Genomic DNA, 12247 nt, shown 5'->3' on the forward strand with positions numbered 1-12247 from the left:
CGCTTTGGCTGTTAATTAAAAAGTTCCCGTTTCAGGCCGCGGGAGCGATGCCATAAACGGGGTGGAATCGATTATTGATACCCTTTGACGGCTTCGCGAACCAGTTCCTGTACCAGTCGCAGTGGCAGTTGCTCGATATCTTTTTTGAGCTTTTTGTATTCAGGCTCATCGAGTTCTGCATAGCAGTAGCTGCCGCGAGGCAGGGCTCCGGTTTGGTAGAATTCAATCTTGTCAATGGCGATGTCACTCTCGTCTGATTCATAGCCATAACCGCCGTGCCATACTGCTTCGTCGAAGGTGATTTCGATACCCAGTTCGCCTTCGTCGATTTCCTTGTACAGCTCATCGAAGCTGCCGGCATCGCGTACTGAGCCAATAGCCCAGCCTTTTTTGCGCAGGCGGTTGATCACAGTAGATGGCGACTTGCGGAAAGTCAGGTTCGTGACATAGGCCAGCGGATCTTTTTCGGTTGGTGTCAGAGTCAGCATCGGGCGTGATAGCTGATCGAACAGTACCGAAATTTCCCAGTCAGCGAAGTAATCTAGCCACTCGGCCAGTTGTTCCGCTGTCAGCTCACTTGGATGAACCAGGCCGATATGGCTGTTCGGAGCGATATCTAGTGCTTCGTCATCTACGGTAATAACAGCCGGGTTGACGGTGAAGGTTTGTGTCAGCGTATTTTGTTCGTAGATCCCCCATACAAGCTGGCTGGCGAGCTTATTCATGACAGGGTTGGCAAGGAACAGCTCTGCCCATTTGTCGTATTGCCATTGGCGCCATACGACAAAGGCGTCTTCCAGGCGGTGGGTTTGCAGTGTCACCATATCCTTGAGCATCTTCTTCAGATCGGTGAAGTGCTTGCTGACTGCCGCCGCGGCTTGCGCATCGTCATCGACTTTCGGCTTCGGAAGGGATTTGACAATTTTCCCGTCTGGTTTGCGGATAGAGAACTTCAGCTCCTTGTTGAGGATCAGAGCAAAGTCCTGACCGCAGTATGATAACGGAATGGTATTGTCGACAAAGCCGATGTTGTCGACCAAGCTATCACCCAGTTCACCTTTAGTAATGCCTTTTTGGCTGGCGCCGATGGCAAAGGCTTCTTGGATCGCTTCTTTTACACTCTGTTTCTTGGTATTGCGGCTCAGACGATCCAGCCCCATGTAGACCTGAGTTAGTCCGCTGCCACCCATCTGTTTGATGAGATGGGCTGCCAACTGGTGTTTCGAGCCATTCGCCCAGCGCTCAATAAGCGGCATTAGCAGTTTGACGGTGTTGACGCTGGCGTGAAGGGTCGGGATTGTCAGCAACCAACGGTTCTTGGCTGTGATGCTATCCGCGTATTGGCTGATCAGGTGGCACATGAAGGTATCGAGCGAGTCTTCGGTGATTTGTGACAGAATTGCTTCGCCTTCTGAACTTGGCACGAAGGCTTCATGATGCTGGTAAACCTGCAGTAGCTGAATGGCCGCTTCGTAACCGTTGCTGCCGTCCTTGGTTTCGATGAGATTAAGGATCTCCTCGCTGACAGGCAGTTTTTTCGGTGCTTGATAGCTTTCGGCAAGGTAAGCTGCCAAATCAAAACTACCATCGGCGGTTTTGTAGAGATGGACAAAGTTGATATTACCATGCTGGATTAGCAGGGTACGAGACTGGGTCTCGCTGACTTTATTCAGCAGGTCAAGGGCGGTTTCTTCGCTAAGGGAGGCTTGGCACAGACACTCAACCGCATTGATTTCCTTCTGGCCGCTGAAATCTTCCAACTGTTCTGCGATGGTTGATAGTACGGCTTGTTTTAGTGCGTCCGGCAGTGAACTAATACAGGCTTGCAAATTGGCATTCAGGCCCTTTTGCTTTTCTTTGAGCATGTCGATGAGCAGTAATGCCTGATCGTGATCGGTAATGGTGCCTTTCAGGCAGATCAGCAGCAGAGCCTTGACGGATGCCGAGCCGGCAGCAATGTGTTTGACACAAGGAATATTATGTTGCTGCAAGTAGGCTAATTCAGTTTTCGACATTATCTCCGGGTAGTAGATCCCTTCGTAATAGCAAACTTTGCTATCAATATCGAGTTTACATTGCTTGTTAATGTTTTGAGTGTAGCCAATCAGCCCCTTCATGTAACTCGCTTCACAGTGCGGGTACTTGATTGCAACATCGCTCAGCTGGCGAAGAGGGTTTGACTGGTATTGGTTGGCGGCATTATCAACAAAGTCGACAACCAGTTTGTTGTTTTTGCCATTAAAGAAGACTGTCGCTAAGCGCTCAAAATAAGGTTGGGAGAGCCAAGATAGGTATTCAATGTTGCTGTTATCGAGTGCGACTTTTGCAACGCTATCTGCATTTTCCCCTGTAAGGATGAAATGTAGCAGGACGTCATTGTCTTGCTCTTTTTTAGTGATACAAGGAATGCATTTACGCAGCAAGGCTTGGTCGAAAAGGTTCTTGCGTTCTGCCAATTCTGGCGCATCTGAAATTTGAGCTAATAGCCCATGGATAATTTCGTATTCTGGCTTGGTTGGGTTGTCGTTGTAATACCAATCCCAAATATTGGTAGCGTCGAATCGTTCACATAATAATTTCAGCAGTTGCAGGTGTGGATTGTTGGTGAAGTGTTCTGCTTTGGGGGTTTCGTAATTTCTCAGGCAACAGTGATAGTGTTGACTAATATAATTCATCAGGTACTGGATGAAGCTTGTCTGGAGAGCAGGGTACAACTTTATGGCATCGTCCAGTTCTTCCATTAATGTATTTGCATTTTTGAATGCACAGTAGTGGTAGGAAGAGAAGAAACGTAATTGATCAATCCATGTTTCGATATCCAGTCCGAGGATAATTTTCGAGAAGTTATATACGTATTTGGAATTGCCAAATCGATGGAATAGATCCAAATCAAGGATGAAATGAATCAACTCCTTGAATTCTTCATCGTGGAGAAGGGTGAATTCTTCTTTTTCGCTGGATGAATAGCGATCTTTGTCTGTCGCTAGTTGAGAGGCAACGAACTCGAGATCCGTTTCCCAGTTTCCTGTACCGTCAAAAAGCGCTACGAAGCGGTCAAAGGCTTCCTGCGGCAATGCGGTGCGGTACAAGGCGCCATTGAACTTATCGCGACGGTTGTGGATTTTTTTGTTGTGATCCTGAAGACAAGCGATAAAGTACTCGCGGAAAATGGCATCAAACTCAGCACAGTCTTTTTTATCATAGGCTTCCCTCATCTTTGGTTGAAGGTATAGCTTTAGGTAAAGGTGGTGCGAGTAGTTATAGAAACCTTCCGATTTGTGCTTGTCATGTTGGAGAAAGTCACTCACTTCCTGTTCTGGGAAGCTGATTTTTGATAGTTTGAAGAAGGCTTTTTTGATGTCATCCCATTCATCAAGAGTGAATACTTTGTCGAGAATTTCTTCTGTGTTGTTACCTAGCAACGTATAAAAATCTGGATAGAATGCTATTAACTCATCAATATCTACTGCTTCTAGCCAGTCAAAATTTGATGCTGAGCTTAGAAGTGCGGCTAGAAAACGCTGGATATAAAGCGCATCGTCGTCGACAGACTTTAACTCACGGATGATATTTCTAATGTAAAAACCAGCGAAATGATCTTTAGAGCCAGAATATATTGCGGACTGTTCTTGATTGAATACAAATTCACTAATGTCATCCGCGATTTTATCCGAAATATAGTAACTCTGTTTTATCTCTGTAATGAGATCACTGATTTTCATTATTAAATTCCATTGTCATTATACTTAACAAGATATTTACGTAGTGGTACGTAAACTCTCAATAGGATTCCACAAGTTAATGGCTACTTGATTCTGAATCAATAATCAGCAGTTGAAAAATGCATCTTGCTATAGTTTTGTGAGATGTTCGTCGATAACTTATGCTGTAAGCGTTATATGACTGAGTGCTTTTTCAATTGCAATTTATATTAATTAGCGTCAGTTATGTGGTTTTATTAATATTTAAGTGATGATTTTATTTTCTGATAATTTTTAATCAGATGTAGTAGGTGTTTGCTCGTAATTCCTAAGCCACAGGCTTCAGTTCATGACTATTACTGTGGTTTAGGAGCATATTGTTTGCTCTGTATTAAATGTTGTCTGTCGGTTTGGTTCGGTTAGGGTGAAAACGGCGAACCAGATATTTTTCCAGTTCCACCAGAAACAGCACTGATGAGGCGATCAAAGTAATGTTAAACCAAGTGTTTGCATCAATTGCTGTCGTTGAAAACAGAAGCTGGAAAGGCAGCAGATAAGTAAAGCCTAGCTGAAAAACAATCAGTACAGCGATAGCCAGAAGAATAAAGCGATTACCGGTGAATCCTTCCCATGAAAAAACAGAGCCGGTGATATAGCGCGAATTAAATAGGTAGAAGATTTCAAACATCACCAGAGTATTCACGGCAGCAGTTCTTGCGTAATCCACGCTTTGTCCGTTCCCTGTCTCCCAAAGAAAAATACCTAATGTTCCGCACATAAGAATGAATGATACAAAGATAATCCGCCAGGTCAGCAGGGTATCAAGCATAGGTTCATCAGCATCACGTGGCGGACGTTTCATAACCTCGCTCTCCGGAGGCTCAAAACCAAGTGACAGGGCAAGGGTGACGGTAGTAATCATATTGATCCAGAGAATTTGCACTGGGGTCAGCGGGAGCTGGTGAAAGCCGTAGGCGACAGCCGCAATGATACAAAGTGAAACGCCGCCGCTGGTCGGTAGGATAAACAAAATCGCTTTTTTCAGGTTGTCGTATACCGTCCGTCCTTCTTCGACGGCATAGGCAATGGAGGCAAAGTTATCATCGGCAAGTACCATTTCTGCAGCTTCTTTTGCCGCTTCCGTCCCATTTTTGCCCATGGCTGTGCCAACATCACAGCGCCTTAGTGCCGGGGCATCGTTAACGCCGTCACCGGTCATAGCAACGATAGCTCTTTTTTGCTTGAGAGCGTTAATCAGGCGGACTTTATGCTCAGGACTGACTCTGGCATAAACATCAACGTTATCGACTTCGTTCTGAAGTTGTTGGTCTGTGAGGTGCTGAAGTTGTTGTCCGGTCAGGACATCATCAGGATTTAGTAATTTTAATCGTTGGGCGATTGCTTTTGCTGTCATCGCATGATCCCCGGTGATCATTTTGACTCTGATCCCTGCTTGCTTGCACTTATTGACTGCTCTTATGGCTTCTTCCCTTGGCGGGTCAATCAACCCGAACAAACCCAGCATGATGAAATCTTCCTCGACATCAGCAAACCTCAGTTCTTTCTGGCCTTTACGTGCCAGTTTGTAGGCAACAGCCAGTACACGCTGTCCCTGCGAGGCTAATTGCTCGATTTGTTGTTGCCAGAACTGGTGATCTACTTGCTCAAGTGAGGAGTCGTTTTTTTGCTGTTCACACATTTCCAGTACCCGTTCAGGGGCACCTTTGACGAAGATAAAGCTATCTTTGCTGTGATCGTGATTATGACTGTGGTGCAGGGTTGCCATAAATCGGTGTTCTGACTCGAACGGGATTAGATCATCCCGAGGGTATTGCTTAGTTTCTGTGTCCTGCTCCTGTCCGGTTTTCAATCCGGCAACCAGAAGCGCTCCCTCCATTGGATCGCCATGCACGCACCAGCCATGGCTGTTTTGCTCTAGTGAGGCGTCGTTACACAAAACGGCAGCGCGTATTATTTCAGTTAGCAAAGGTTGTTCGTCGGCTGGAACGGTTTGCTCTCCAACCATAACAACACCATGAGGGTCATATCCGGTACCGGTGAGCGTGTAGAGAGTATTTGTTGTGACAATGGAACGTGCAGTCATTTCATTGCGGGTGATGGTGCCGGTTTTATCGGTACAGATAACACTGACAGAGCCCAGCGTCTCAACCGCTGGCAGACGGCGGATAATGGCATTACGGCGTGCCATGCGCTGTACACCAATAGCCAGTGTGATGGTCATAATGGCTGGTAAGCCTTCTGGAATGGCGGCAACCGCAATACTGACAGCTGCGAGGAACATTTGAGTGGCTGAATAATCACGAAGAAAGACTCCGATAGCGAAAGTTGCCAGTGCGATGGCAAGGATCCATGCGGTCAGCCAGCGGGCAAAGCGACTCATTTGAATTAACAGCGGTGTGGTTTCATGCTCGATTTCTGAGACCAGAGTGCTGATTCTGCCAATTTCAGTATCAGAGGCGGTAGCAACGACAATGCCGCTTGCCTGACCATGAGTAACTAAGGTGCCGGAAAACGCCATGCAGAAACGATCACCAAGAATCGCATCTGATTTGACTGTATCTGTGTGCTTTTCCACAGTGACAGATTCCCCTGTCAGTACTGCTTCGTTGATCTGGAAACTTTTGACTTTAAACAGTCGGAGATCAGCCGGTACTTTATCTCCGGATTGGAGCATAACAACATCGCCGCAGACCAGTTCTTCCGCGGGAATTGTCATTTGGCGGTTATTTCTGATCACTAACGCATTAGGTGACAGCATTTGCCGTATTGCTTTGAGTGCATCTTCAGCTTTGCCTTCCTGAATGAAACCGATAACAGCATTAACCAGAACGACGCCAAGGATTACTCCGGCATCAAGCCAATGACCGAGAATAGCTGTGGTAAAACAAGCAATAAGCAGTACATAAACCAGAACATTATGGAATTGGTAAAGGAAGCGAACTAAGGGACTTCGCCGTTTAGCCTCAGGGAGTTTATTCGGGCCATCACGATTCAGCCTCTCCTGAGCTTGTGGTTCGCTCAGGCCTTCAAATGATGATTTTAAGTTTTCAGTTATATGCTCTGGCGTTTCAGCATGCCATGGCGGAAACGAAGAGGTTGACTGCTGGTGGTGGCCGTCTTTCATCCATGTTCTCCTTAATCCAACATCTAACCCCTTAAGAACTAAAACTAAGTTAAGCACACAGCATAAAATAATCAGGATGGAATCGGGATTGTTGAGAGCTTTGACACATTTATCGGAGTTGTTTATCAGCAATGTGAAAGCAAAATCATCCACATTTATTAGGGCTTTATATTGATAAAACAGCAATCTGGACTAGCTTAAGAAGCAGATTTCCCCCGTTGCTTTTTATTTTTGTCACGGGGACTTGTCAGATTTGATACCAAGGAGTTGGCATGGCTGATCTTTACGGTTTTGATGCGTTTTCTCCCAAACAAATTGCTGAGAAAGTCGATACGCTCGGAGTCACGAAAGCAAGGTTACCACTGCTCTCTATGGTGATGCTGGGGGTGTTGGCCGGCGCATTCATTGGTCTCGGTGCTTTGTATTTCACTCTGATTAAATCTGACGCCTCTTTCAGTTATGCCACCGGGCAGGTTCTTGGTGGCATGATGTTTTCGATGGGCTTGCTGCTGGTCATTGTGGCCGGGGCTGAACTCTTTACCGGGAATAATTTGCTAGCAATGGCTTGGGCGGATAACAAAATTACTACCGCAGAGCTGCTGAAAAACTGGCTGGTTGTCTGTGTGTCTAATTTTGTCGGTGCGACAGGGCTGGCGATTTTGGTTTTCCTTTCCGGTCATACCGACCTTAATAACGGGGCGATTGCTGCGGTTTATCTCAAGATTGCGGAAGCGAAGTGTGACATGCCATTTTGGATCGCTTTCTTTCGCGGTGTGCTCTGTAATGTGCTGGTGTGTATGGCGGTGTGGATGGCACTGGCTGGGCGCAGTGTGATTGATAAAGCGGTGGCGATTATCTTCCCGATTTCAGCTTTCGTTGCCGCCGGTTTTGAGCACAGTATCGCTAATATGTATTTCATCCCGTTGGCGATGCTGCTGAAATTATCCGGTGATGCCGGGATTGCGGCGGAGTCGGTCACCATGATGGGATTTATCGGCAACCTGATTCCTGTGATTCTAGGGAACCTTGTCGGTGGTAGTGTGCTGGTGGGCCTTGTTTATCATGTTATTTACCTCAGAGGGGCGAACCCGACTAAGCCGAAGGATTAATCTTACTGATTTTATGGCGCTATTCTCATGCCTGCTTCTATTGAGGTTCGGCATGATTGCTATACTCAGACCAATACTCGACATAGGCTGTGTATGACGATGACTTCCTCAATTGTTAAAACTGTCTGTCCGTTTTGCGGTGTAGGTTGCGGGATTAACCTGAAAGTCGATGAAAAGGGAATGCTCACGGGTGTTGAGCCTTTGCCCAACCATCCGATGAGCCACGGTAAACTCTGTGAAAAAGGCTGGAGCACAGCCTATGCCATTAATCCGGACAACCGGATCACTGAACCTCTCAAACGTATCAAAGATCATTTCGAGCCAATCACCTGGGATGAAGCGCTGGACACTATCAGTAGTTCACTGAAGGATGTGCTGGAAGAGTCTGGCCCCGCTGCTGTTGGGGTGATCAGTAGTGCTCGTGCCACCAATGAAGATAACTACGCCGCTCAGAAGCTTGCCCGAGCGGTGCTCAGAACTAACAATGTCGACCACTGCGCTCGAATTTGTCACAGCCCGACAGTAGCCGGGTTAAAGCAAACATTAGGTTCAGGAGCGATGACCAATAGTGCCAAAGACATCTTTGCCACTGATCTTATTCTCGTTATCGGCGCAGATCCGACAGAAAATCACAGCGTGTTTGGCGGGCAGATATTCGAAGCGCAGCAAAAAGGGGCGAAGTTGATTGTCATCGACCCCAGAGTTACTCGTCTTGCCAAGGTCGCTGATATGCATGTTCAGCTCAGGCCGGGCAGTAATATCGCTCTGCTCAATGCGATGTTGCATGTCATCATCAAAGAGAACTGGCACAACCGGGATTTTATCAGCCAGCGTTGTGAAGGTTTTGATGAACTGGCGAAGAACGTTGAGGATGTCACGCCCGAGTCAGTTGAGAGGTCAACGTGTGTCAGTGCCGAACAGATACGACAGGTAGCTAAGGCTTACAGTCAGGCGAAAAGCGCCATGATCCTCTACGGTATGGGGATCACCCAGTTTGTCAGCGGGACACAGAGTGTGATTGGTCTTTCTAACCTGGCGTTGGCTTGTGGTCATATAGGCAGGCCGGGAACCGGGATTAACCCGCTGCGGGGACAAAACAACGTGCAGGGAGCCTGTGATATGGGCTGTCTGCCCAATGTCTATCCCGGTTATCAGGGGGCGGACAGCACCGATACTCAGGCAAAGTTCTCTCAGGCATGGGAAGGGGACGTTGCTGATCAACCGGGGCTGACGTCACTGGGAATGACAAAAGCGACGTTAGCCGGTGATTTTCGTGCGCTTATTCTTTTTGGTGAAGATCCCGTAGTGACAGATCCGGATCAGAACCATGTCCGGGCGGCGCTTAAGGAATTGGATTTACTGGTAGTTGCCGAGTTGAGTATGACCGAAACTGCCAAAATGGCTGACATTATTCTTCCTGCCGCGTCATTCGCCGAAAAAGAGGGCACCTTTACCAACTGTGAGCGCCGCGTACAGCATATCACTCCGGCACTCAGTCCTCCCGGCTCTGCAATGGGGGACTGGCAATGGATGAGGGCGCTGGCAGAGCGTCTTGGCAGTAATCAACTTAGTTGGTTAAACAGTGAAGAAGTGTTCAATGAAATGACATCCCTGACGCCTTCTTATCAGGGAATGAGTTATGAAGCGATTGATCGAGAGCAGGGGTTGCAGTGGCCATGCAATCAGGATGCGCCGGAAGGGACAGACATTCTCCATCGCAACAGTTTCCCGATAGGCAAAGCGAAGCTGATACCGGTTCATTACACTGAAATTGATGAACCGGCAGATGATCAGTATCCGTTGCTGCTGACCACCAACCGGCTCCATTTTCATTATGGCTGCGGTTCTATGACCCGAAAATCCCCTTTGCTTGAACGGGAAATCCCGCCGGGTGTGCTGTTTATCAATCCCGATGACGCCCGTTCGCTGAAAATTACCCGCTATGCGCCTGTAGGTGTCCGTTCCCGACGTGGCTATATCGAGACACGCGCCATGATCACTGATGATGTGCCGCCGGGGCTGGTAAGCATGCCATACCATTTCAAAGAAGCACCTTCTAACCAACTAACGAATACGGCGCAGGATCCGATTACTAAAATGCCTGAGCTGAAGGCGTGTGCTGTGGCGGTATTCCCGCTGCCATCAGGGCAAGACCCTAAGGACGTCCGGCGTTTATGGGAGGAAGAATAACGATGCAGCAATATTTGCTAGAGTCGATCGGTGAGTTACAACGTCACTTGTTTGATTCTCACCGTTTCTATCAGGTGGTGGAAACCGCTGAAGGTGAAGCTCACTGGCAGCAGGTCGAGTCGGATATCTTTCCGCCGCTTACAAACCAACAGCCCATGAGTTCAGCTAAGGGTTTCTTCTTTGCTGAAAGGGAGCCGCTGTATGTCTTTGACGGTCAGTTTTTCCGCGAAACATTGCCCGAGCCGGAGCCTTTTGTTTTGTTCGGGGTGCATAGCTGTGATTTAACCGCCATCCATTATCAGGATACGTTTTTTGAACAAGACCCGTATTATCAGGCTCGCCGCAAACAGGCGCTGCTGGTGGGTATTGACTGTACCCACCCGTGCAAAAACGGGTTTTGTTATATGGTCAATGCCGGTCCCGGCGTGCGCGACGAAACGGCTGATTTGATCCTTCATCCATTGGAGGAAGGACACTGGCTGCTGGTCGCGGTTACCACACGGGGGAAAGATGCCATTCATGGTATGTCGCTGACTCCGGCATCTTCTCATGACATGAATCAGCGCTGGGATCGCTTGAGTCATTGTGAACATGAATTTGAGGATCATTCTTATATCCAGCAGGGAATTGAACTGATTAACCGGGATGAACCGTCGGAAACTTTTTGGAATAAGGTCGGGGTTCAGTGCCTTGCCTGTTCGGGTTGTACAACTTTGTGTCCCACCTGTTCCTGTTATGGGACCCAGACTCACAAATTGATTGATGAAAATGCTGATGTGACCCCCGAATCCAGTGAGCAGGTTAGGTTCTGGGATTCTTGCCTGTATGAAGGATTTCAGCGGGAAGCCAGTTTCCATAACCCGAGCGAGCAGGCCGGAGAGCGGGTAAAGCGCTTCTGGTATCACAAGTTCAGTGATGATTTTTTACCTGAGTTCGGCCGTTATGGATGCGTGGGTTGTGGTCGGTGCGAGCAGGCGTGTCCAGGGGTAATAGGGGTTCATTCGATAATGAAAAGGATAGTCAACGATGCATAGCCTAACTCCAACCGCGATTCAGTTGATTGACTTTTATGATGACGGCGAACTGGCCCGGCATTTTCACTTTCGCCTGATGCCGGGCGCAGATATAGATCAATGGCAGAAAGCCAAAACCGGACAGTACTTCATGTTGTGTCTGCCGAACGCGGGGGAAGCGCCTTTCACTTTTACCCGGCTCCCTGATGAAGAGGGTAATTTTCATGGTCTGGTCCGGAAAATGGGAACAGTGACATCAGAGTTGTTCCGGCAGGAAGCCGGGCAGGTCCTAGGCGCGCGTGGGCCATATGGTGTCGGCTGGCCGATGAAGAAGATCGCCGATAAACGCGTGTTGGTTGTTGGTGGTGGTTGTGGGCTTGCGCCTTTAGTTGGTGTAGTTGATGAATTGATTCAACAGCAAAACTATACTCAGTTGACTGTGGTGTACGGCGCTCGTAATCGCCAGGCTAAGATGCTCAATAGAGAAAGGACGCGTTGGCAGCAGTTTATTCCGGTGTTCAATATGATTGAGAACGGTGACACCAATGGTGACGAAAGTGAATACAGTGGTACACCTTCCGATATCATGCCGACGGTTCTCGACAGTTTCGGGGAGCTGCCGGATGTTGTATTGCTTGCCGGACCTGAGGGAATGATGTTTAGCCTGGCTGAATATCTGGTTGCTTATGGGGTTTCTGATCATTCAATTTATATGTCGGTCGAACGTCGAATGCATTGTGGTGTCGGCACCTGTGGGCATTGCTACGCGAAAAGTAAGTATGTTTGTACAGACGGTCCGACGTTTAGTTGGGATGAGTTGCAGCAATACCTGCCTGCCGAGCGTTAGGATTCTTGCGAATAGTTCTTTATTGAACTAAATGGCTGTGAAGGTATTTGATTATGCCGCTAAGCGTTCTGACTTTCGGGTAATCCTGTTCGGGGATATTAACTCCGCATGCCTTTTTGATAGCAGTGAGTAGGTTGAGGAAGTCCATTGAATCAAGATCGCACTCGTCACGAAGAGCTTCGTCCGGATCGATATCTCCCTCTTCTATTTCCGGGGCAATACCTTGTATTGCTGTCATAATA

At 47.8% G+C, this 12247-nt stretch carries 7 protein-coding genes; 4 read left to right on the top strand and 3 right to left on the bottom strand.

The window, feature by feature from the left end:
- Positions 1 to 71: 71 nt before the first annotated feature.
- Both AACQ93_RS18925 and AACQ93_RS18930 read right to left on the bottom strand, forming a co-directional pair.
- Complete coding sequence (locus tag AACQ93_RS18925; RefSeq protein ID WP_064607758.1) at positions 72 to 3722, bottom strand: DUF4132 domain-containing protein; 3651 nt, start codon at positions 3720 to 3722, stop codon at positions 72 to 74.
- A gap of 370 nt (positions 3723 to 4092) precedes the next feature.
- A complete protein-coding gene (locus AACQ93_RS18930; RefSeq protein WP_064607760.1) occupies positions 4093 to 6846 on the bottom strand; it encodes a cation-transporting P-type ATPase in 2754 nt (917 codons plus the stop codon).
- A 272-nt stretch (positions 6847 to 7118) separates the two neighbouring features.
- Here AACQ93_RS18930 and AACQ93_RS18935 point away from each other — a divergent pair, with 272 nt between their 5' ends.
- From AACQ93_RS18935 to AACQ93_RS18950, 4 genes are all read left to right on the top strand, one after another.
- Positions 7119 to 7955, top strand: coding sequence for a formate/nitrite transporter family protein (locus AACQ93_RS18935; RefSeq protein ID WP_064607762.1), 837 nt, complete (start codon positions 7119 to 7121; stop codon positions 7953 to 7955).
- Between the two features lie 93 nt (positions 7956 to 8048).
- Positions 8049 to 10145: a formate dehydrogenase subunit alpha gene (fdhF, locus tag AACQ93_RS18940; protein ID WP_232323360.1), complete on the top strand. Its 2097-nt coding sequence runs from the start codon at positions 8049 to 8051 to the stop codon at positions 10143 to 10145.
- Between the two features lie 2 nt (positions 10146 to 10147).
- Positions 10148 to 11179, top strand: a complete 1032-nt coding sequence (locus tag AACQ93_RS18945; RefSeq protein ID WP_064607764.1) for a 4Fe-4S dicluster domain-containing protein — start codon at positions 10148 to 10150, stop codon at positions 11177 to 11179.
- Complete coding sequence (locus tag AACQ93_RS18950; RefSeq protein ID WP_064607766.1) at positions 11172 to 12005, top strand: iron-sulfur cluster-binding protein; 834 nt, start codon at positions 11172 to 11174, stop codon at positions 12003 to 12005. Before AACQ93_RS18945 ends, AACQ93_RS18950 begins: the two co-directional genes overlap by 8 nt.
- A gap of 19 nt (positions 12006 to 12024) precedes the next feature.
- Here the strand turns inward: AACQ93_RS18950 and AACQ93_RS18955 are convergent, their stop codons facing one another.
- A complete protein-coding gene (locus tag AACQ93_RS18955) occupies positions 12025 to 12243 on the bottom strand; it encodes an acyl carrier protein (protein WP_232323361.1) in 219 nt (72 codons plus the stop codon).
- Between the last annotated feature and the right edge of the window lie 4 nt (positions 12244 to 12247).

Source organism: Photobacterium sp. J15, assembly GCF_963870815.1.
In the GTDB taxonomy this organism is placed as follows: domain Bacteria; phylum Pseudomonadota; class Gammaproteobacteria; order Enterobacterales; family Vibrionaceae; genus Photobacterium; species Photobacterium marinum.

Coding starts and splice junctions, on each gene's coding strand:
- AACQ93_RS18935 (WP_064607762.1), top strand. CDS start 7,119: ATGGCTGATCTTTACGGTTTTGATGCGTTTTCTCCCAAACAAATTGCT.
- fdhF (WP_232323360.1), top strand. CDS start 8,049: ATGACGATGACTTCCTCAATTGTTAAAACTGTCTGTCCGTTTTGCGGT.
- AACQ93_RS18950 (WP_064607766.1), top strand. CDS start 11,172: ATGCATAGCCTAACTCCAACCGCGATTCAGTTGATTGACTTTTATGAT.
- AACQ93_RS18945 (WP_064607764.1), top strand. CDS start 10,148: ATGCAGCAATATTTGCTAGAGTCGATCGGTGAGTTACAACGTCACTTG.
- AACQ93_RS18925 (WP_064607758.1), bottom strand. CDS start 3,722: ATGAAAATCAGTGATCTCATTACAGAGATAAAACAGAGTTACTATATT.
- AACQ93_RS18955 (WP_232323361.1), bottom strand. CDS start 12,243: ATGACAGCAATACAAGGTATTGCCCCGGAAATAGAAGAGGGAGATATC.
- AACQ93_RS18930 (WP_064607760.1), bottom strand. CDS start 6,846: ATGAAAGACGGCCACCACCAGCAGTCAACCTCTTCGTTTCCGCCATGG.